This window comes from Streptomyces sp. NPDC088350 (assembly GCF_044753545.1).
In the GTDB taxonomy this organism is placed as follows: Bacteria; Actinomycetota; Actinomycetes; order Streptomycetales; family Streptomycetaceae; genus Streptomyces.
This window is the reverse complement of sequence record NZ_JBIVNL010000006.1, coordinates 307,355-326,092: the sequence shown is the minus strand read 5'-3', so window position 1 is coordinate 326,092 and position 18,738 is coordinate 307,355. Positions and strand designations below refer to the sequence as shown.

Genomic DNA, 18,738 nt, shown 5'->3' with positions numbered 1-18,738 from the left:
TCGGTTGTTCCTGCGGCATGTCCATGCGAAAAGGTGTGGGCATGATGCGACCCGCGCGTGCGCTGCTCTCCCTCTTCCTGCTGCCAGTTCTCCTCGCGGGATGCGACGCGGACAAGAACGGCGGGGCGGCCGCCGACAGCGCCGACCTCGCCGCCGCCGCGCGCGCCTGGGGCGTGGCGCCGGAACTCGTCTATGTCACCAAGGTCTCCGGCTACACCGTGTTCCAAGCGTCAGTCGGCGAGTACGAGGACGAGTTCGCCGCCGCGTATCGGTCCGAGAAGGGTGCCACCAAGTTCGGCCTCTTCGCAGGTCACGGCACGCTGACAGCGGAGAGCTGCTCCAAGCAGCCGCTGGGCGAGGTGACGGACAAGCCAGTCACCTGTGAGCACGACGGCGACGCCTGGTACCGCACAGCAGGTGAAAGCCACGAATACGCGGTGCCCATCGACGCCGTGGTGGTTCATCTGATCGCGGACGCGGACAAGGTCGACCGCGCCGTTCTGCGTAAGGCGGCCGAGGCGGTCCACCGCCCCGACGACACCGAGTTGGCAGCGCTCCTGCCGGCCATCGACGGCGCGGACACATGATGCGGAGGGGCGAGGTCTCCGCTCTTGCCGCCATTCTCCGGCCGGGTTGGTTGGGTTGGCCGGATCAGGAGTAGAAGCCTCGGCCGTATTCGTCCCGGCTCAGCCCGAAGTCGTCCGGACGATCGCGGCGGAGCTCCTCGTATCGCTGTACGAAGACATCGAGCGCCTCGTGAAGGGTGCACCCCGACGTTTCGCGGATTGCCTTGAGCGCAGCGATGATCCGGTGCTCCAGGATGTCGCGGTCAACGCTCTCGGGCAGCTGTTCCATGGCACCGTGAGTCTACCGGCGCGGATGATCAGCCCTCGGCGGCAAGCGGTCACTCGTTCTGCCACAGGACGAGAGCATGCACTACTACCCCCGTTACTTCCTGTCCTGTCCGGTCGGCGGTTCTGCGATGCCGATGAAGTTCCCGGCCATGGGCCGGATGCGGACCGACCACCCCAGCGCTGTGAGGTCGTCCGTGAGGGTCCGGGCGTCGTGGAACACCTTCACAATGCGGTACTGGCTGCCGTCGTCGAGTCGGCGCAGCGCCGAGGGCGTCGGTTGGTCCGTGAGGACTTCCTCGTATGCGGCTGCCGCGGGACCGTCGTCGACGAAGATCGCCTTTCCACCGGGCGTGAGCGCGGCTGCGACGGTGTTCCAGAAGTCGGGCAACCGCCTCGGCGGGACGTGGGAGAGCCAGAAGGCGAAGAACACGGTGTCGAAACGCCGTGGCGGCTGCCACTCGAACAGGTTGGCCTCAAGGAATTCCACGGTGGAGGATGCGATGCGCGCACGAGCGAGCGCCAGCACTTCGGCTGCCGCGTCGACAGCCGTTACCGACCGGGCCCGCGCGGCGAGCCTTGGGGTCCACTGGCCTGTTCCGCAGGCCAACTCCAGCACATCCCCGGCAATCGGGAGTTCATCGACGACAGCCAGCAATCTCTGCAGGTCTTCGTACTCCGCGTAGGGCCGGTCGTATTCGGCCGCACCGGCCCTGTAGTAAGCCAACTGTTCTGCCAGGAGAGGGTCGTCATCCATGCAGGTTCCTCTCAGCCCGGTTCGGTCGGAGCCGCGCGCCCAGTCCGCCAACGTGGTCGCCACAGACAGCGTCGGCCTTCACCTTTGGGCAAGGTCAAGCGCCATGAAGGCCTGGGCACATCCGGACCGGATCAACTGAGATCTCTTGGAATGCGAACCCTCATGAACCCTCATGAACCCTCATGAACCCTCATGAAGAAGAGGCCCTCGGTGATCAACCGAGAGCCTCTTCGCTCACCAGTACCGCGACCCCTACGGCATCCGCAGGTCAGACCGCTTCCGTGTTCGGCTTCGCCGCTTCTCCCGACCTATGTACTGGAGGCAACACACTCCACGGGAAGTTGATCCAGTCGTCGGTGCGTTTCCAGACGTACTCGCACTTCACCAGCGACTGCGACTTCTCGTAGATCACCGCGCTGCGGACCTCGGCGACGGTGTCGAGGCAGAAGTCGCGGACCAGTTTGAGGGTCTTGCCGGTGTCGGCGACGTCGTCGGTGATCAGGACCTTCTTGGAGGAGAAGTCGATGGCGTTGGGGACGGGGGCGAGCATCACCGGCATGTCGAGGGTGGTGCCGACGCCCGTGTAGAACTCGACATTCACGAGGCTGATGTTCTTGCAGTCGAGGGCGTAGGCGAGGCCTCCGGCGACGAAGACTCCGCCGCGGGCGATGCTGAGGATGACGTCGGGCTCGTAGCCGTCGTCGGCGATGGTCTGGGCGAGTTCGCGCACGGCGACGCCGAAGCCCTCGTAGGTCAGGTTCTCCCGTACGTCCCTGGCCGTGTCTCCCATGCTCACACCTGCGTCCGGTGGAAGTTGAGGAAGGAGCGGGAGGCGGTGGGGCCGCGCTGGCCCTGGTAGCGGGAGCCGTAGCGCTCGCTGCCGTAGGGGAACTCGGCCGGCGAGGTGAGCCGGAACAGGCAGAGCTGGCCGATCTTCATGCCCGGCCAGAGCTTGATGGGGAGGGTCGCGAGGTTGGAGAGCTCCAGCGTCACATGCCCGGAGAAGCCGGGGTCGATGAAACCGGCGGTGGAGTGCGTGACCAGCCCGAGGCGGCCCAGGGACGACTTGCCCTCCAGGCGCGAGGCGAGGTCGTCGGGCAGGGAGACGACCTCGTAGGTCGAGGCGAGTACGAACTCGCCGGGGTGGAGGATGAACGGCTCGTCGCCCTCCGGCTCCACCAGCCGCGTCAGGTCGGCCTGTTCGATGGAGGGGTCGATGTGGGGGTAGCGGTGGTTCTCGAACACCCGGAAGTAGCGGTCGAGGCGCACGTCGACACTGGACGGCTGCACCATGGATTCGTCGTAGGGATCGATCCGGACCCGCCCGGCGTCGATCTCGGCCCGGATGTCCTTGTCTGAGAGAAGCACGCCCCGAGGATACGCAAGACGCGCGGACCGACCACAATCGGACGACCCGCGCGCCTGCCGCTGCCTACCGCGTCACCGCTACTGCTTCTCCAAGGTCACCGGCACCACACTGCGGAGCCGGGCACACCGTGGACACCTCACGAGCCGGCCGGGGCCGAGCCGCTCCGCCTGCTGCATCGGGAACGAAGCGGTGCTGAACACGTGCCCATCGGCACAACGGACGACGGTGCGCTCCATCAAGTCCATGAGTCCCTTCCCCAAGAGCCGCGTCCGGCTGCTGCTCGCCGGACGCCAAATGCCACATTACGGGATGAAAGGAACGACTCTCCAGGCGGCACTCCGGTCCCGCCCGGACCCTCTTCCACGCCTCCACCGTACGCCCCAACTCCGGCCCCCCGCAGCCGCGTCCGCCCTCCGAAACACCGCCGGACCGGCACGGCTTCAGCGCCGGGGGCCGGGCATGGGGTAGAGTGAGCGGGCATTCGACACCGGCTCAACCGGCGTCACGCGCGGGTGTAGTTTAGTGGTAGAACATCAGCTTCCCAAGCTGAGAGTGCGAGTTCGATTCTCGTCACCCGCTCTTTGTGAAGCCCCAGGTCAGTGGCCTGGGGCTCTTTCATGGCGGGCTCTCTGTCGCGTTTTCCGGCACACAAGGCACCCGAAGATTGGGCACACGGAGGGCACGAGTGCTTGCCGAGTGCCATCCACTCGCCACTCCCACCGCCGGAACATGCCGCTGACCTGCCGCTTCATGACACCCACCGCAGTGGTCACCGATGAGAGCCCTCAGCCTGCCGCCCCTCCGGACCGGATGGCGCTTTCCTGCACTGTGGAGGGGACGGCAGTCTCAGACTTGCCATGTAAGACAGATCGTCTTACATTGGCTCCATGGCTGACACCATCACGATCCGCAGCGACTCGGAGACCGAGCACGCTCTGGATGTTCTCACCCATGACGGCAGTTCACGCTCGGCAGCCATCCGCCAAGCCGTGCTCGAAGCCGCCCTACGCAAAGAGCGGGCCGCCGCGATGCGTCGCGCCGTCCTGCGTATGCCGCTCGGCGAACCGGACGGCATCGATATCGCCGCGGAGATCGCCCACAGTCGCGAGGACGAGCGCTGATGATCTATCTCGACTCGGCCGCCATCGTGAAACTCGTCCACGCCGAGTCCGAGTCGCAGGCATTGCGCGACTGGCTCGACGAACGAGCGGAGACCGGATGGACGAGTTCGGTGCTGGCGGAGATCGAGTCATCGCGGGCCCTGGCCCGCTACGCCCCGGAGGCTGTCGCCCGGCTCCACCCGGTCCTCGACCTGATCGAGTTGGTGGAGCTGGACGCCGGCATTCGTATCTTGGCCCAGACCGTCAAACCGGTGACCGTACGGAGTCTGGACGCCATCCACCTGGCAACGGCTCTGCGTATCCGCTCCCAGCTCACCTCCTTCGTCACGTACGACAAGCGACTGGCCGATGCCGCTCAAGCAGCCGGGCTGACCGTCGACATGCCCACCTGAGACATCGCCTCACCGTCAGGGCCCCTGGCAGCGGCTCTCGGCCTGCGGATACCTGAAGCGTCGCCCAAGCAAAGCGTCATGCCACCGCTCAGCTCGCCTTAAGTGGAACGCACGTCGACGTCCCGCTGAAGGCGCCCGCAGCGACCTCGCTTCAACCGCGTGCCCCATCCGTGCCCTTCAGAGCGGACAACAACGGTCACCAAGGGTGCGATCACAACCCGCCCACGGGGGCCTGTCCTCACGTTTCCTCAGGTCAGCGTAGTAGTCGGCGAGTAAGCGCCGTCGCTTCCCAAGCTGAGAGTGCGAGTTCGATTCTCGTCACCCGCTCCATATGTAACCCCCAGGTCTTGGACCCGGGGGTTCTTTGTTGCCTGGACCAGTTCAGGGGCTCCGCGCCCTTCGCGTGTCCTAAGTCGAGGCCAGACAGCCCGCGGCGGGGCTTTCGGCGACGATTCGAGCGCTGCAGCGGCACCGCGTCTCAAATAATGAGATCGATTTCCGGTGACCAGGTGATGCAGGAGAGCGTGACCGAGGTGCGGCGCGCCCTGGCCGAGGAACCGGCCACGTGGATCGCGTTCACCCGGGCGGTACGTCACATGGTGCGCCTGTGCAGCAGCCAGCTCTTCCCCGTGTCCCGGGGGCGCGCCAAGGAACCGGGCCCCGAGCTGGCCGGCATCCGCACACAGCTCCTGACCGCTCTGGAAGACCTGGTGGCCCGGACCCAGCGCTCCGGAGCCATGCGTGACGACGTGACCGCCTACGACGTCGTACTGATGCTCAACTCGATCCCGCCGCGCCTGGCCGACGCGGAGGATCCGGGGGACGACGGCCCGATGGCTGATCTGACCGATCGCTATGTCGGCGTACTCCTGGACGGGCTGCGCGCCCCTGGGTTCCGAGACCCTGGCCCAACCCGCCCCCGGCCGCCGTGAGATCGATCAGTTCTTCCGGACCATGTACGGCCTGTGACGGTTCTGACCCCTTGTTCCGGGCACTGCCCGGGGTTCACTCACCCGCCGTCGGCTCGGATCATCCGCCGCACCAGGTCCACCCAGGTGGCCTGGAGGCGTGCCACGGGGACTTGGCATCCGACGTGCAGGTAGTCCGTCGTCTCGAAGGTCGCGAAGGCGAGCAGGGCGTGGGCGAGCATGTCGTGGTCACCGTCAACTCCTGCTTCTTGCAGGAGAGTTGAGATGTGCCGGTGGAAGGCGTGGCCGGTGTCGGAGGCGTGGCGGCGGTCGTGGAGCACCTGGCGTCCGAGCGCGGCGCCCAGGTCCTCATCGGCGGCGACGCGCTCGATCAGCGCGCGGCCGAACGCCTCCAGCCGGTCCCTCGGGGGTGCGCCCGGGCCCAGCGGCGGGGGACCTTCGGTGTACGCCTGGTGGAATGCGGCCTCGGCTTCGCCCAGGAGGGCGAGCAGGAGTCCGTCGCGGTCGCCGAACCGGCGGAAGAGGGTGCCCTTGCCGACGCCGGCGGCCTCCGCGACCTCCTGCATCGTCACGTGTTCGGCCCCGCGCTCGGCCACCAGCCGGGCTGCCGCCTCCAGCAGCCGGGCCCGGTTGCGGACGGCGTCGGCCCGCTCGGCGGCAGCGTCGGTCGGTGCGTCCCTCACGGTGCTCCCGTCACTTGTACGTGCACGTCGCCGTCCTCGATCCGCACCGGATACACGGGCACGGGACGGGTGGCCGGGCGGTCGAGGGGATGGCCGGTGCGCAGGTCGAAGCGGGAGGAGTGCAGCCAGCACTCGACGGTGAAGCCGTCCACCTCCCCCTCGGAGAGCGAGACGGCGCTGTGCGAGCACACGTCGTGGATCGCGAAGACCTCCCGCTCGGTCAGGACGAGCGAGACGGGCACGCCCTCCACCTCGAAGCGCCGCGGGACGCCCTCCTCCAACGCGTCGAACCTGCAGACGTACGTGTATTCGCTCCTGGACATCGTGCTCTCCTCGGGTGCATCCATGGCGCCGGTGGTGTGCCAACCGGTTCACAGGGGTGCATCGGGCGGTGGCCTACGGCGTCCGGCCCGGAGCGGCACGTGTGAGTGGGGCTGATCGCTGAGGCTAACGACGTGGAGTCGGGCCGGAATCCGGCGCAGGTCCGAAGCGGCCTCGGCAGATGGGCCTAAGTCTCGTCAGGGGGTGAGCTGCTGGTGCCCTATGACCGAGAGCAGTTCCAGCTTGCTGTGGCTTTCCGTGCCGGGGCGGGTGGTCAGCACGACCAAGGTCTGGGCGCGGTTCTCGGTGAACAGGACCTGGCCGTCGACGTCGATGCGGCCGAGTTCGGGATGCAGGACGGTCTTGCTCTCGTCGTAGCGCTGGGCGACCTCCTGGAGTTCCCACAGGCGGACGAACTCGGGGCTGTGTTCCTGGAGTTCGGCCAGGATCCGAGCCGCTCGGGGGATGTCGCTGCCGGCGGTCAGCGCGACCCGCAGGCGGGCCGCCTGGGCGCGGCCGTGGCGTTCATGGTCCTCCTCGGGGTACACCAGGCGCTCGGCGGGGTCCATGAACCAGCGGTAGTAGGCACTGCGGGCCAGGCCGGTGTGGCGGGTCTGGTCGCCGAGCAGGGCGATGGCCGGCGGGTTCATCGCGAGGGTGTCGGCCATGTCGGTCAGCACCAGGGCCGGGGAGTCGTCCAGGCGGTCCAGGACCCGCATCAGGGTCGGGCCGACATGTTCGGAGCGGTGGAAACGGGCCGGGGCGTTGTGGCCGATGAGGACGAAGAGGTGGTCGCGCTCGTCCAGGGTCAGCCGCAGCGCCCGGGCCAGGGCGGTGGTGATCTGGACGGAGGGCTGCGGCGCGCGCTGCTGTTCCAGGCGGGCGTAGTAGTCGGTGGACATGCCGGCGAGCTGGGCGACCTCCTCGCGGCGCAGCCCCCGGGTACGCCTGCGCGACCCCTCGACCAGGCCGACGTCACGCGGGCGCAGCGCCTCACGCCGGTGGCGCAGGAATTCCGCCAGTTCCTTCTTGTCCATGCCCACCATCCTCACCGCTTGCCGCCGGGCTATCCAGAGACCGCCGATCCATGGCTGAGCACCCGGCCCGGCGTGACCTCCGGAATGCCAAAGATCGCAGGCAGGGACCGCCGATCCGTGGATGAACCGTCTCTCCCACCCGCGCGAAGACGCTCATACGGTCGACCGGTCGACGCCGGCATCCGCCAGCACCTCCCGAACGGACGGAAGAGCCGATGACCGTTTTCAGCGATCACAGCATCGAGCTTTCGCACCTGCCTTTTCACTATCGCGAGGCGGGTGATCCGGATGCGCCGCCCGTCGTTCTGCTGCATGGCCTCATGTACGACGCCCGGGACTGGGACGAGATCGCGGGTTTCCTCGCCGAGGACTACCGCGTACTGGCCCTCACCCAGCGCGGCCATGGCGAAAGCGCCTGGCCCGGTGCGTACTCCTTCGAGCTGGGGTGCGGCGATCTCGAAGCCTTCACCGACTCGCTTTCCCTGGAACGGTTCACGCTGATCGGCCATTCGATGGGCGCACGGGTCGGGTGCGTCTTCGCGGAGAAATGGCCTGAGCGGATCGAGCGGATGATCTGGGAAGACACCGCTCCCGTCGACGTGGACTTCCCCGAGGGCTCCGAGGCAGTACCGGGGGCGGCACCTTTCGATTTCTCCGCGGCCACCTCACTGGTACACCAGATCCACCACCCCGATCCGTCCTGGTGGAACGACCTTCGCAAGATCACCGCTCCGACGCTCATCATCGGCGGCGGGTCGACCAGTTACACCCCTCAGGAGCGGTTGGCCGAGGCTGCTCGCCTCCTCCCTGACGGCCGGCTGGCGACGATCGAGGGCGCCGGGCATCTGGTCCACCGGACTCGCCCGGAGGAGTACAAGGAGCTGCTGCGGAAGTTCCTGAAGGCGGATCCCTCATGACTGCGAACCGCATCACGCTCAACCTCGGGGACACCGGGATCACCGGCATAGAGGAAACAGGCCGTCCCGGGATGCCGTTGCTGGTCTGCCTTCCCGGAGGCGGCTACAACGCCTCGTACTTCGACGTGCCCGGGTATTCGCTGATGGACGCCGCGCGGCGCGAGGGCTTTCCGGTGGTGTCGCTCGACCGTCCGGGCTATGGCGGCAGCACCGCGCTGAAGGGGGAGATCTCATTCCGCCGGAATGCTCAAGTGCTCCAGGAGGCCATCACCGAACTCTGGCACCGTCAGCTCCCGAACGCCCCCGGGATCGTCCTCGTAGGACACTCGGTAGGCGGTGCGATCGCGCTGCACCTGGCAGCCGGCGATCGCACCTGGCCGCTCCTCGGCATCTCCGTCACCGGAATCCACCACGAGTCGCGGCGGTCGAACGAAGCGCTGAAGTCAGCGCCGCCGGGCAGCTCGATGGAATTCAGCCGTGAGCACCTCCTGCGGTTCATGTACGGACCAGAGGACACGCACGACCCGGGTGTGCTCGACCTGGCGAAGCACACCGAGTCGCCCGTTCCCGTAGCGGAGCTGGTGGAGGTGGCGGGCCAGTGGGGCACGGATTTCGCGGGGATCGCCGCGAAGATCGAGGTACCCGTCCACTACGGGCTGGCCGAGCACGAAGGGTTCTGGCACAGCAGCGACGCATCGGTCGCCGCCTTCGGGAACGCCTTCACGGCCGCACCCTCGGTGACTGCCCGGCGCGTCCTCGGCAGTGGCCACAACATCGACCACCACTACGTCGGCGCGGCCTTCCACAAGGAACAGCTCGACTTCGCGAGGGGGCTGGTCTCCCCCGCCCAGTAGATGTCGGCCAGGTTCAGAACATGGTGTTGTCGTTCGCGGACGTCTCCGGGATGTCCTGGATGACGTCCCAGTGCTCGACGATCCTGCCGTTCTCGAACCGGAAGATGTCCATCACCGCGGCACCGCGGTCGGCCGAGTCGTAGGTCCTCTTGTAGTGCACCGCCACCAGGTCCTTCTCGCCGAACACCCGCTTGAAGTCGAACCTCAGCTCCGGGGACAGGGTCGTCCGCCACGTCACGTACGCGACGAACGGCCCCGTTCCGTCGGCCGACAGCGGGTTGTGCTGGACGAACCGCGCGCCCACGTACCGGTCGGCTGCCTCCTGAGGTTGCTTCTTGTTGAAGGCCAGGTCGAGGAAGGCGACGGCGACACGCTTGTTGTGCTGCACCTGGCTCTCGGGCCGGTGTCTCCTGTCGTCGGATTCCGGACGGGCGGTAGCAGTACCCGCAGTGGCGAGTGCGACCGCGGCGGACGCGCCGAGAGTCGCGGCGACGGCGGAGCGGCGAGAAACAGGGTTCTTCATGATCATCTCCCGAGGTGGGGACCGAACTGATGCGCGTGCGGCGCCTTCGCCAAGGCGGCCACTACGAGGCCGAGGCCGTGGACACGTGCCCCTGACGGTCACTTGAGCTGTATGACCCGCTTGGAGATGCGCCAGCCGTCGGCCGTGCGGCGCAGTTCGTCGGCGTAGACGGCGCTGACGACGGTGCCGCCGACGAGGCCCAACGCCTTGGACCGGACGCGGACTTCGTCGCCCGGACCCTCCGACACGACGATGTTCGTCGTGTGATGGGCGCTCGCGTGCCCGTCGGCGCTGAGGACGGAAGTGATCGCCTCCAGCCCGACGACCGGGGTGAAGCCGAAGACGCTGCCGTCCCATTCCGCGTCTTCGGTGAGGACTTCGCCGAGCCGGTCCAGTTCGCGGTCGTCCATGAGGTGGCCCCACAGGGCGAGCACGCGCGCTATTTCGACGGTGTCTTCATGGGTGGGTCGCATGCCGGATCTTCCTGTCCCTGTCCCTGTCCCTGTCCCTGTCCCTGTCGCTCAGACGCCGCTGAGGAGGGCGAGGACGTTGTCGTAGGAGCCGTTGGCCTCCGCGTCGCGCACGAACCGGGCGCGTTCCACGACGAGTTCCTTCGCGTCGGGCTTGTCGCGCAGGATCCCCAGGGTCTCGTCGAGGAACTCGTCCAGCGGCATGGAGTTCTCGTCGTCCTGCTGGCCCAGCAGGGTCGTGCGCACGCCGGGCGGGGCTACCTCGATCACCTGCACGTCGGCGCCTGCCTGCGCGAGCTGCACACGCAGGCTCTCGGAGAAGGAGTGCAGCGCGGCCTTGGTCGCGTTGTAGGTCGGAGTGATCGGCAACGGTACGAAGGCCAGCGCGGAGGTGACGTTCACGACGGCCGCGTCGGGCTTACCCACGAGCAGCGGCAGGAACGCGTACGTCACCCGGATCGTGCCGAGCAGATTGACCGTGACGTGGTCCTCGGCGACCGGCAGCGACGCCGGGTCGAGGAGGTTCTCCTTCAGCATGATGCCGGCGTTGTTGACCAGGACGTTCAACTCGGGGTGACTGGCCGCCACGGTCTCATGGACCCGGGCGATCGAGTCGGGGTCCGTGACGTCGAGAACGAGGGCCTCGATGCCCGGGTGCTCGGCCGTGATCTCGTCCAACAGCTCCTTGCGCCGGCCGGCGACGATCACCTTGTTGCCGGCCTCGTGCAGACGGAGGGCCAGGCCGAGGCCGATACCCGAGGTTCCGCCGGTGATCAGGATCGTGTTGCCGGTCATCTTCATGGGGGTCTCTCCTTCGCTACGGCGGACCGGTGAGCGCCCGCAGCCCCGACCGTAGGAGCGCGCACAGAGAGGCGGGAGAGGAAGGTTTATCCATGGATCGGCGGTCTCTGCCTGGTGGAGGCCGTGTCGCCGACCGTCGTGCCCGCCCAGAAGATGAGTGCATCGGTCACACCAAGAAGAACCGACGCCCTCTTGAGCATCACGGCACACAGCATGCGGGACGGTCCTGGACGCGCGCCCGCGCTGGGCGGTCGCCGCTGCACCCTTCCCCGTGTGCTCATGCAAGGGAGCCATGCCTTGCCGCTGCTCGCCTCCAGCGCTTGGGCAGTCATCAGCCCTCAAGGGAAGGCCCGCACGCCACGAGCCGGCGGCGTGCCCATAACGTGCCCTTAAGAGCAGTCAACCACGGTCAACAGCGGTGCGATTCCGCTTCCCCGGCCGCCGCGCGGGAGTACATATGACCAGGTCAGAAGCCATCCGCCTCCCCAAGCAGCCCCAGGTCAGTGGCCTGGGGCTTGTGTATTGGTGGGGTCTTTCGGTGTCGTTTCGGCAGGTGGAGCCCCGGAAGATAGGGGACGCGGAGGCGCGAACTCCCGGGGCATGTCGCGGAGTCAGCCAGCGGGAGGTCGCTGACCTGTGATGTCGCTCGAAGGATCGGCGCGTTCGCCGGTGAAAGCCGTGCCTGTGCCGCTCCGGGGGTGGTCGTCTGCTCGTCGGCCGTGTCGAGGGCGGTGATGAGCGCCTTGCGGTACGGGGTGTCGCGGTTGGGGATCTCGTTGGCCACCCAGGACGCCTCCTCGTAGAACTCGTAGAACTCGTAGAAGTGGTGTCGGCCGCAGTCGGCCGCGCGCCCGGCGTTGGTTGGCGGTCGCGCGTGACGTCCCGGATCTCGGGGCCGCCTCCGTTGCCGGTGACCAGACCGGCCCGGTTGGTCAGTTCGTCGCTGGTGTGTTTCTTGGGCTGGGAGGCGAGGAAGCGGAGGGACCGTGCTCTCGACCGGGCCACGGCGGATCGACTTCTGCGGGGCGGAGACCGGTTCGTCGGCGCGGTAGCCGTGCAGGGAGGTGGTGTCGCCGTAGATGTCGTAGTGGCCGTAGTGGCCGTAGACGTCGTAGTGGCCATAGAAGCCGTAGAGGCCGTAGAAGCCGTCCACCCTGTCGGGGAGGCACCGCGCCTCGTCGGCTGCCGGGGCATCGTGAGGACGACGTCACGCTGGATCTGAGGGCGTATGGCTGCCGTGCGGGTTGGCCTCGGCCCGCTCCTGCCTCGCGGGTTCGGCAGGGGTGTGTACCTCCCACTTCGAGAGCGTCCGTTGTCCGGCCCACGGTACGGCCGGGGCAGGCGCCGCGGTCGCGATGGACAACCCCGCGACGATCCGAACTTCGAGGCGGGTCCGGCCGTTTGAGTCAGCCGGTTCGGCCTGCCGCGCTCCGCCGCCGCCCATGGCTGCTCTCGCGGGAACGGCCGACCAGTGTGTCGGCACGACTGCCAGGCGCTCGACGCGGGTTGGTCCCGGACATCGCCCTCAGCCGGGGTCAGTTCGTGGCCGGGACCAAGGTGCCGAAGGAGGCGGCGGCGATCTGCTGGATGTAGCGGATCTCGGTGCCGTCGAGGTTGGTCGGGTTGAGGGAGTAGACGATCTTGCGGGAGAGGTCACGGGTGGCGAACACACCGCTGGTGTAGCCGGGGCGGGAGCCGGTCTTGCCCCAGACCACGACACCGTTGGAGGCCTTCACCCTCATGATGCCCATGGTCATACAGGCACGGCCGGCGTCGGCCTCGGTGCGGCACTGGCTGCTGTGGAAGCTGGGGACGTCGGGGACGGTGAAGAGCTCGGCCTGCTGGGTCGGCGGGAGGAGACGGCCGCGGAAGAGAGCGGTCATGAAACGGTCGAGGTCGGCCGGGGTCGAGATCATGCCGCCCTCGGCCCAGGGCCAGGGGCTCTGCTCCGTGACATCCACCTGGTGCGGGGTGCCGTCCGAGGACGTCACCGTCAGGTAGCCGTGGGAGTGCGGGGCGGGCAGGCGCGGGTCGTCGGCGTCGGGGACCTGGGTGTCGTGCAGTCCGAGGGGCCCGGTGATCCGGGATCGCACCTCGTGGGCGAAAGTGTGCCCGGTGATCTTCTCGACCAGGAGGCCGGCGACGTAGTAGTTCATCCCGTTGTACTGCTGCGCGGTGCCCGGCGCGAACTGCATCTGCTGGCCTGTCATCAGGTCGATCACCTGCTGCGGCGTGAAGCTCTTGAGGCGGTTGGCGGCGAACCATGCCGGACTGCCGTCGCCGAAGTCGGGGCTGTCGGCACCGCGCGGCAGGCCGCTGGTGTGGTTGAGCAACTGGCCGATCGTGATGGGCGGGAGGCCGGCGGGAAGGACCCCCGGCAGGTACTGCTGGACCGGTTTGTCCAGGTCGATCCGGTGCTCGGCGGCGAGTTGGAGAACGATCGTGGCGGTGAAGACCTTGGAAATGCTGCCGATCCGGATGTGCGCGTCGGGCGGAACGCCCTGCCGTGTCTCCAGGTCACCCACGCCGGAGGTGCCCGACCAGTGACCCGCGCGACCGGTGATCCGCAGCAGCGCGCCGGTGACATCCGCGCTCGGCAGGCCACCGATGGCTGCCCGGAGTTCGGCCGGATCCAGCCCGGGCAGCGGCGTGGTGGACGCGGGCACCGGAGCCGCCGCGGCGGCGGAGGCCGGAGCGGCCGTACCGGCGGCCAGGGCGACGAGCACAGCGCCGGACGCCACCACGGTGTACCAACGGGGGCGAAAGCGGGAGGAGTTCATGAACGGTGAGCTGTTCACAGTGAAGGTTCTCCAAAGTGGTCGCGGTGGGACCGGCGGTCGAACGGCCCTGCCACGAGTCTCTTCCGAACCGGCAGCCCTGATCATCAGGGAACGTCCCTGAGCGAACCCTGACCGCACCCCGACAGCTGATGGGGGGTCAGGGAAGGCGCGGGCCGGCCGACAGGTCGGCCCGGTGTCCGCCTCCCACCGGATCACCCACGTGAGCACCCCCCTTGTTCTTTGCCATTCCTTGGTAAGATCCGGCCACTTGTGCGAGGGCACGGACCCTCGCGGGGGAGGGAATTTCACGTGGGCAGACACGCCCTGGGACGGGGCGGTCCGGCCGCCGTCGTCTCCTCACTCGTGGTCGCCGTCGTGGCCACGTCCGTCGTCGTCCTGTCGGAGGGCGGCGGCTCCGCGGAAGCGGCCGGAGCCAGGGCCGAGGCCGAGGCCGGAGCCGGGACCGACACCACCGCGATCACGCTGGTCGACCCCAGCTCCACCACACCGCGCACCGACCGCCCGTACGTCGCGGGCGCCACCGGCTTCCTGCACCGGCAGACCGGCAGGACCGGAATGTCGTGGACCGACTACGCGAGCGGGAGGACCGTCACCGTCGAGAACGCCGACGGTGTCTACACACCGGGCACCGGCTGCACGTCCATCGCCTCCGCGTGCCGTAGCGCCTGGTACGGCTCGGACAGCGACCTGGTCGCTCTGCCGACGACCGCCAACGACGCGTACGCCACCCTGTGGGATCCGGCGACGGCCACCTCGAAGAAGGTGAGCTGGAACGGGTCCGTCCAGTACGGGCAGGGCTACTACCGGGCCCTCGCCGGCGACACGATCGTCACCACCCAGGCCCTGATCGACAAAGCCGACGACGGCGAGTGGCGCACCCGCGAGGTCACCGGTGACTGGACGGGCGTGGGGAGCGAGGACGTCCTCGCGGCGGACTCCGACGGTGTGCTCTGGTCGGTCGACGGCAGCAGGATCGGCTACATCGACATCGCCTCGGCCGTGAACACCTACGCGTTCACCGACGCCACCTACGCCTCGCACTACGTGATGAGCGAGGACCGTATCGGCTGGTACGAGTCCGGCGTCGCCGAGCTGCACCTGAAGTCCCGCACCGACCTCACCGCCGCCGAGCAGGTCGTCACGCTGCCCGCCGACCCCGGGGCCCTCGACGGCGATCCGGTCCTGGTCGGCGACTGGCTGCTGCTGCCGCTGTCCTCCCGCGCGCTCGGCTCCCAGCTGCTCGCGGTGAACGTCGACGATCCCTCCGTGCAGCAGACCCTGCTGGCGAGCGCCGGCGAGTACACGCTGGCGGCGGGTGACGGCAGCGCGCTGGTCACCGGCGGCACCGACGCCACCGACTGGTGGGTGCGGCGGGTCAGCCGGGCCGAGGACGGCTCGCTGAAGGTGGAGAAGGTCCAGCAGGCCCCGGCGGTGGAGAACGCCAAGACGGGCATCGCGCTCGGCCGCGGCAGCCTGCGGGTCGCCGAGGACGACCCGAAGTCCACCGACGACACCACCTCCGTACGCACCCTCACCACCGACGGCTCCGCCACGCTGACGGCGTCCGAGGCCACGGCCAGCCGCTCGACATACGACGCCCTCTGCCCGTACGAGGGCATCACGTGCTCGGCGCTGTGGGGGAACCTCGACGGCCAGGACGTCTACCTCGACGCGAACGGCGGCACCGACGAGGGCGAGAGCCCCGGCGACGACCGGCTGGTGGCGATCGGCGGGCACAACCTGGAATTCGGCGGCCAGGGCGGCCGTATCGTCGACGTCTCGGACGACTACGCCGTCTTCGACTCCGGCGGCACCAGCCCCGCGCAGTACGTCGGCGAGTTCGGCCAGGGGCAGAAGCTGAAGCGGTCCGTGCGCGCCGCCGCCCTGAACGGCTCCACCCTGTGGAGCGCCACCACCACCGCCGGCAAGCTGACCTCGTACGGCATCCCGCAGGAGAAGACGCTCGCCACGGTGACCGTCCCGGGCCTGGCCTGTGTGCCGAGTGAACTCCAGGCGGCGGGGCGCTGGTTGTACTGGGCCTGCGGGACGGACTCGGCGGGCGTGTACGACAGCAAGGCCGGTACGTCGACGGCGGTCACCCCCGGCGACGTGCTGCTCGGCGACGGCTTCACCGTCCGCCACGACCACGGTACGGGCACACTCGTCCTCACCGAGGCGGCCACCGGCACCACCCGCACGATCGCCTCGGACCTGCCCAACAAGGGCTCCGTGGACCGCCGTTACCGCTGGACGGTCGACGAGTACACCGGTCTGGTCGCCTGGTTCGACGACTACGAGCGCACCCACGTCACCACCACGGGCATCGCCCCGTCCGCCGTGACGGCGTTCGAGACGTCGGCCGGCAGCTATGTGGACCCGGGGACGTCCTTCGTGGGCACCTGGGTGCTGTCCCGCCCGGTCACCTCCTGGTCGCTCACCCTCACCTCCGTCCAGAGCGGCGCGAACGGCAAGGGCACCCGCACGTTCACCGGCGGCGCGACCCCCGCCTGGGTGACGGTGAACTGGAACGGCCGGACGGCAGGCGGGAGTTACTTCCCCAACGGCCCCTTCACCTGGACCCTGAAGGCGACCGGCCTCGGCACCGCCACGCCGAACACGGTGACCGGCGGCGAGGGCTTCGGGCAGCGCGGAGCCGCGGTGCGCCGCGACTTCGTCAGCCCCGACGGCCCGGACGGCCGCGGCGACCTGCTCACCCTGAACTCCTCGGGCGGCCTGACCTTCCACAGCGGCACCGGGACGGGGAAGCTCGGCGACAAGTACACGGGCACCGGCTGGCCCAGGACCATCACGGCGATCCCCTTCGGCGACCTCAGCGGCGACCGCTGCAACGACGTCCTCGTCCGCTACGGCGGCGGCGCGCTGCGCCTGTACAAGCCGGGCTGCGGGTCGGCGGTCAAGCCGTCGACGCCGTACACGACCCTCGGGACCGGCGGCTGGACGCAGTACAACGCGCTCACCTCGCCCGGCGACGTGAGCGGCGACGGACGCCCGGACCTGATCGCGCGGAACGCGTCCACCGGGACCGTCTACCTCTACAAGGGGACGAGCGCCGGCAAGCTCGCCGCCCGCGTCAAGCTCTACGACAACTGGAAGGGCTACAAGAAGATCGTCGGCACCGGTGACATCACCGGCGACGGCAGGCCCGACCTCCTGGCCCAGGACACGTCGAACAACGTCTACCGCTACGACGGCAAGGGCGACGGCACGTTCGCGGCGCGCGTCAAGGTGCTGTCGAACTGGGGCGGTTCGTACAACGCGGTCGTCGGGGTCGGCGACATCACGGACGACGGCAGGCCGGACCTGGTCTCCCGCGACACCAGCGGCAACGTGTGGCGCAACAGCGGGAACGGAAAGGGCTCGTTCGGTGCGCGGGTGAAGATCGCCAGCGGCTGGAGCGGCTACAAGGCCCTTTCCTAGACGGTGAGTTCGGCCGTTCAAGGCGCCCGTGGACCTGATGTCACCGGGCGCCTTCGCACGTCCCGCCTTGTACCGGCGCGCAGTTGACGCTCCTGGGCCGGCGTCCGGCCGAGTTCCTACGACAGGCGGAATGTCGTCGTGTCGCCGTTGGTCCGGGGGACGTACTGCTGCTTCCAGGTCCATCCGGCGTCGCCGCGCTTGTAGTGGAGTTCGACCGAGGAGTTCTTCTTCCACCAGAAGTTCCAACCCGTGGCGCAGGTGCCCGCGTTGACCTTCCAGACCGGTGAGTCGTCCCAGTCGTCGTACTGGTTGTAGCCCTTGACCCAGAACAGCTGGGTCACGTTGCCGTCGTTGCAGACCGTGATCTGTACGGCGGGGACCGTCGCCGCGCTGGCGGTCGTGGGGAGGGCCAGGCCGCCGAGGACGGTGCCCGCGGCGAGCGCCGCCACGGTGAACTTCCTTCTGAGGTCACGCATGTCGCTACTACCGTTCTGTTGTGGGGTGAGGAGATCGAGCGGGAGGGATCAGCCGAGCAGTCCCTTGGACCTCAGCCAGGTCCGCGCCGCCTCGGACGGGGGCTCGCCCGAATCGACGGCGGCGGCGAGCGTGGCCAACTGGGCTGTCGTGAGGGCCGGGTTGAGGCGGGCCAGGGCCTTTCTCGCGGCCAGGCCCGCGTCGGGGGCCTGGACCAGAGGGAAGACGTGCTCGGGCGGGACGACGCCCGCGGGGTCGGTCAGCACGACCAGTCCGTCCCGGGTGATGACGGGGTCCGTGCCGCGCAGGGCCAGGACGTCGGCGGTCGCCGAGGTGCCGGCGGGGGTGAGGGTGACGCCGTACGCCTCCTTCAGTGACGCGGGCGTCGGGACGTCCGGGGCGCCGGAGGCCGAGCCGCCGAGGGTGAGGTGGCCGCCGGCCTCGCGGAGGTCGGCGAGGCTGCGCAGGCCGTGGCGCCGGGCGGTGGTCCGGGTGACCGCGAGGACGACTCCCCGCTGGGCCACGGCCGGGGGGAGGGCGACGATCCCCATCGGGAGCGCCGTGCTCAGCGTCGCCGGCATGTTCCCGGGCAGGATCTGCCCGCCCGGGAACGTGCGCAGCAGGGTGCTCTCGTACGCGGGCGCCAGGCCCAGCTTCCCCGCCACCACGGCCTGTGCGGTGGCCGCGGGCGACGCGTAGACCGTGCTCGCCATCCGCACCGGTTGTCCGGCGTCGGTGAGGAGTTGGCCGTACAGGGCCGCCACCACACGACTCTCCGCCGAGGTGTCGGTGCCGATCAGCGTCGGCCCCTGACGGTCCGCGTAGGAGGTGTCGGATGCGGTCGTCGCGCCCGCCGCGCAGCCGGTCAGGAGGACCAGGGAGCAGACGGCGGCCACGACGAGGCCGAGCCCGGGACGGGAGCCGGGACGGGAGCCGGGACGGGGGCCGGAAGTAACACGGGGAGCGGGAGTCACGGAGCACCACATGCCGTCGTCCGGTC

At 68.9% G+C, this 18,738-nt stretch carries 21 protein-coding genes and 1 tRNA gene; 8 read left to right on the top strand and 14 right to left on the bottom strand.

Annotated features, from left to right (window positions below; translation table 11 throughout):
• Positions 1–41 precede the first annotated feature (41 nt).
• Positions 42–587, top strand: a complete 546-nt coding sequence (locus ACIQBL_RS22915; protein ID WP_401944526.1) for a hypothetical protein — start codon at positions 42–44, stop codon at positions 585–587.
• A 64-nt stretch (positions 588–651) separates the two neighbouring features.
• On the opposite strand, the gene ACIQBL_RS22910 is transcribed toward ACIQBL_RS22915, so the two are convergent.
• The 4 genes from ACIQBL_RS22910 to dcd all read right to left on the bottom strand — a co-directional run bounded on the left by ACIQBL_RS22910 (position 652) and on the right by dcd (position 2,976).
• Positions 652–855, bottom strand: a complete 204-nt coding sequence (locus ACIQBL_RS22910; protein WP_401944524.1) for a hypothetical protein — start codon at positions 853–855, stop codon at positions 652–654.
• Between the two features lie 93 nt (positions 856–948).
• Positions 949–1,608 (bottom strand): class I SAM-dependent methyltransferase, encoded by a 660-nt coding sequence (locus tag ACIQBL_RS22905; protein ID WP_401944522.1) that lies wholly within the window; start codon positions 1,606–1,608, stop codon positions 949–951.
• Positions 1,609–1,876: 268 nt separating this feature from the next.
• Positions 1,877–2,398: a phosphoribosyltransferase gene (locus ACIQBL_RS22900; protein ID WP_401944521.1), complete on the bottom strand. Its 522-nt coding sequence runs from the start codon at positions 2,396–2,398 to the stop codon at positions 1,877–1,879.
• A 2-nt stretch (positions 2,399–2,400) separates the two neighbouring features.
• Complete coding sequence (gene dcd, locus ACIQBL_RS22895) at positions 2,401–2,976, bottom strand: dCTP deaminase (protein ID WP_019055444.1); 576 nt, start codon at positions 2,974–2,976, stop codon at positions 2,401–2,403.
• 509 nt (positions 2,977–3,485) lie between these two features.
• Here dcd and ACIQBL_RS22890 point away from each other — a divergent pair.
• The 4 genes from ACIQBL_RS22890 (at position 3,486) to ACIQBL_RS22875 (ending at position 5,422) form a co-directional block, all read left to right on the top strand.
• Positions 3,486–3,556: transfer RNA gene (locus ACIQBL_RS22890), tRNA-Gly, on the top strand.
• Positions 3,557–3,864: 308 nt separating this feature from the next.
• Positions 3,865–4,098: a hypothetical protein gene (locus ACIQBL_RS22885; protein WP_019070418.1), complete on the top strand. Its 234-nt coding sequence runs from the start codon at positions 3,865–3,867 to the stop codon at positions 4,096–4,098.
• Positions 4,098–4,490: a type II toxin-antitoxin system VapC family toxin gene (locus tag ACIQBL_RS22880; RefSeq protein WP_401944519.1), complete on the top strand. Its 393-nt coding sequence runs from the start codon at positions 4,098–4,100 to the stop codon at positions 4,488–4,490. The genes ACIQBL_RS22885 and ACIQBL_RS22880 overlap by 1 nt, the downstream gene beginning before the upstream one ends.
• Before the next feature lie 485 nt (positions 4,491–4,975).
• Positions 4,976–5,422, top strand: coding sequence for a hypothetical protein (locus ACIQBL_RS22875; RefSeq protein WP_401944517.1), 447 nt, complete (start codon positions 4,976–4,978; stop codon positions 5,420–5,422).
• A 77-nt stretch (positions 5,423–5,499) separates the two neighbouring features.
• Here the strand turns inward: ACIQBL_RS22875 and ACIQBL_RS22870 are convergent, their stop codons facing one another.
• The 3 genes from ACIQBL_RS22870 to ACIQBL_RS22860 form a co-directional block, all read right to left on the bottom strand.
• Positions 5,500–6,102 carry a TetR/AcrR family transcriptional regulator gene (locus ACIQBL_RS22870; RefSeq protein ID WP_401944515.1) on the bottom strand — a complete coding sequence of 201 codons (603 nt, stop codon included), beginning with the start codon at positions 6,100–6,102 and terminating at the stop codon, positions 5,500–5,502.
• Positions 6,099–6,425: a non-heme iron oxygenase ferredoxin subunit gene (locus tag ACIQBL_RS22865; RefSeq protein ID WP_401944514.1), complete on the bottom strand. Its 327-nt coding sequence runs from the start codon at positions 6,423–6,425 to the stop codon at positions 6,099–6,101. Before ACIQBL_RS22865 ends, ACIQBL_RS22870 begins: the two co-directional genes overlap by 4 nt.
• Positions 6,426–6,620: 195 nt before the next feature.
• The gene (locus ACIQBL_RS22860) at positions 6,621–7,460 is read right to left on the bottom strand and encodes a helix-turn-helix transcriptional regulator (RefSeq protein ID WP_401944512.1); all 840 of its coding nucleotides are present in this window, start codon (positions 7,458–7,460) and stop codon (positions 6,621–6,623) included.
• 215 nt (positions 7,461–7,675) lie between these two features.
• Between ACIQBL_RS22860 and ACIQBL_RS22855 the strand changes: the two genes are divergently transcribed.
• Together ACIQBL_RS22855 and ACIQBL_RS22850 are read left to right on the top strand one after the other, a co-directional pair.
• Entirely contained in the window at positions 7,676–8,377 is a 702-nt protein-coding gene (locus ACIQBL_RS22855; protein ID WP_401944511.1) for an alpha/beta fold hydrolase, read from the top strand.
• A complete protein-coding gene (locus tag ACIQBL_RS22850; RefSeq protein WP_401944510.1) occupies positions 8,374–9,231 on the top strand; it encodes an alpha/beta hydrolase in 858 nt (285 codons plus the stop codon). Before ACIQBL_RS22855 ends, ACIQBL_RS22850 begins: the two co-directional genes overlap by 4 nt.
• Before the next feature lie 13 nt (positions 9,232–9,244).
• Here the strand turns inward: ACIQBL_RS22850 and ACIQBL_RS22845 are convergent, their stop codons facing one another.
• The 5 genes from ACIQBL_RS22845 to ACIQBL_RS22825 form a co-directional block, all read right to left on the bottom strand.
• Positions 9,245–9,754, bottom strand: coding sequence for a nuclear transport factor 2 family protein (locus tag ACIQBL_RS22845; protein ID WP_401944508.1), 510 nt, complete (start codon positions 9,752–9,754; stop codon positions 9,245–9,247).
• A gap of 98 nt (positions 9,755–9,852) precedes the next feature.
• Entirely contained in the window at positions 9,853–10,227 is a 375-nt protein-coding gene (locus ACIQBL_RS22840; RefSeq protein WP_401944506.1) for a nuclear transport factor 2 family protein, read from the bottom strand.
• Positions 10,228–10,275: 48 nt separating this feature from the next.
• Positions 10,276–11,025: an SDR family oxidoreductase gene (locus ACIQBL_RS22835; RefSeq protein ID WP_401944504.1), complete on the bottom strand. Its 750-nt coding sequence runs from the start codon at positions 11,023–11,025 to the stop codon at positions 10,276–10,278.
• 466 nt (positions 11,026–11,491) lie between these two features.
• Positions 11,492–12,178 (bottom strand): hypothetical protein, encoded by a 687-nt coding sequence (locus ACIQBL_RS22830; RefSeq protein ID WP_401944502.1) that lies wholly within the window; start codon positions 12,176–12,178, stop codon positions 11,492–11,494.
• A gap of 382 nt (positions 12,179–12,560) precedes the next feature.
• The gene (locus tag ACIQBL_RS22825; protein WP_401944500.1) at positions 12,561–13,823 is read right to left on the bottom strand and encodes a serine hydrolase domain-containing protein; all 1,263 of its coding nucleotides are present in this window, start codon (positions 13,821–13,823) and stop codon (positions 12,561–12,563) included.
• A 291-nt stretch (positions 13,824–14,114) separates the two neighbouring features.
• Between ACIQBL_RS22825 and ACIQBL_RS22820 the strand changes: the two genes are divergently transcribed.
• Positions 14,115–17,264 (top strand): FG-GAP repeat domain-containing protein, encoded by a 3,150-nt coding sequence (locus tag ACIQBL_RS22820; protein WP_401944499.1) that lies wholly within the window; start codon positions 14,115–14,117, stop codon positions 17,262–17,264.
• A gap of 116 nt (positions 17,265–17,380) precedes the next feature.
• Here the strand turns inward: ACIQBL_RS22820 and ACIQBL_RS22815 are convergent, their stop codons facing one another.
• Entirely contained in the window at positions 17,381–17,740 is a 360-nt protein-coding gene (locus ACIQBL_RS22815; RefSeq protein ID WP_401944497.1) for a hypothetical protein, read from the bottom strand.
• Between the two features lie 48 nt (positions 17,741–17,788).
• Positions 17,789–18,712, bottom strand: coding sequence for a glycine betaine ABC transporter substrate-binding protein (locus ACIQBL_RS22810; RefSeq protein WP_401944495.1), 924 nt, complete (start codon positions 18,710–18,712; stop codon positions 17,789–17,791).
• Positions 18,713–18,738: the final 26 nt, after the last annotated feature.

Excerpts from the sequence above, each read along its gene's own strand:
- ACIQBL_RS22850 (WP_401944510.1), top strand. The coding sequence starts at position 8,374 with ATGACTGCGAACCGCATCACGCTCAACCTCGGGGACACCGGGATCACC.
- ACIQBL_RS22900 (WP_401944521.1), bottom strand. The coding sequence starts at position 2,398 with ATGGGAGACACGGCCAGGGACGTACGGGAGAACCTGACCTACGAGGGC.
- ACIQBL_RS22815 (WP_401944497.1), bottom strand. The coding sequence starts at position 17,740 with ATGCGTGACCTCAGAAGGAAGTTCACCGTGGCGGCGCTCGCCGCGGGC.
- ACIQBL_RS22855 (WP_401944511.1), top strand. The coding sequence starts at position 7,676 with ATGACCGTTTTCAGCGATCACAGCATCGAGCTTTCGCACCTGCCTTTT.
- ACIQBL_RS22885 (WP_019070418.1), top strand. The coding sequence starts at position 3,865 with ATGGCTGACACCATCACGATCCGCAGCGACTCGGAGACCGAGCACGCT.
- ACIQBL_RS22915 (WP_401944526.1), top strand. The coding sequence starts at position 42 with ATGATGCGACCCGCGCGTGCGCTGCTCTCCCTCTTCCTGCTGCCAGTT.
- ACIQBL_RS22860 (WP_401944512.1), bottom strand. The coding sequence starts at position 7,460 with ATGGACAAGAAGGAACTGGCGGAATTCCTGCGCCACCGGCGTGAGGCG.
- ACIQBL_RS22880 (WP_401944519.1), top strand. The coding sequence starts at position 4,098 with ATGATCTATCTCGACTCGGCCGCCATCGTGAAACTCGTCCACGCCGAG.
- ACIQBL_RS22910 (WP_401944524.1), bottom strand. The coding sequence starts at position 855 with ATGGAACAGCTGCCCGAGAGCGTTGACCGCGACATCCTGGAGCACCGG.
- ACIQBL_RS22905 (WP_401944522.1), bottom strand. The coding sequence starts at position 1,608 with ATGGATGACGACCCTCTCCTGGCAGAACAGTTGGCTTACTACAGGGCC.
- ACIQBL_RS22845 (WP_401944508.1), bottom strand. The coding sequence starts at position 9,754 with ATGAAGAACCCTGTTTCTCGCCGCTCCGCCGTCGCCGCGACTCTCGGC.
- ACIQBL_RS22865 (WP_401944514.1), bottom strand. The coding sequence starts at position 6,425 with ATGTCCAGGAGCGAATACACGTACGTCTGCAGGTTCGACGCGTTGGAG.
- ACIQBL_RS22835 (WP_401944504.1), bottom strand. The coding sequence starts at position 11,025 with ATGAAGATGACCGGCAACACGATCCTGATCACCGGCGGAACCTCGGGT.
- ACIQBL_RS22875 (WP_401944517.1), top strand. The coding sequence starts at position 4,976 with ATGAGATCGATTTCCGGTGACCAGGTGATGCAGGAGAGCGTGACCGAG.
- ACIQBL_RS22840 (WP_401944506.1), bottom strand. The coding sequence starts at position 10,227 with ATGCGACCCACCCATGAAGACACCGTCGAAATAGCGCGCGTGCTCGCC.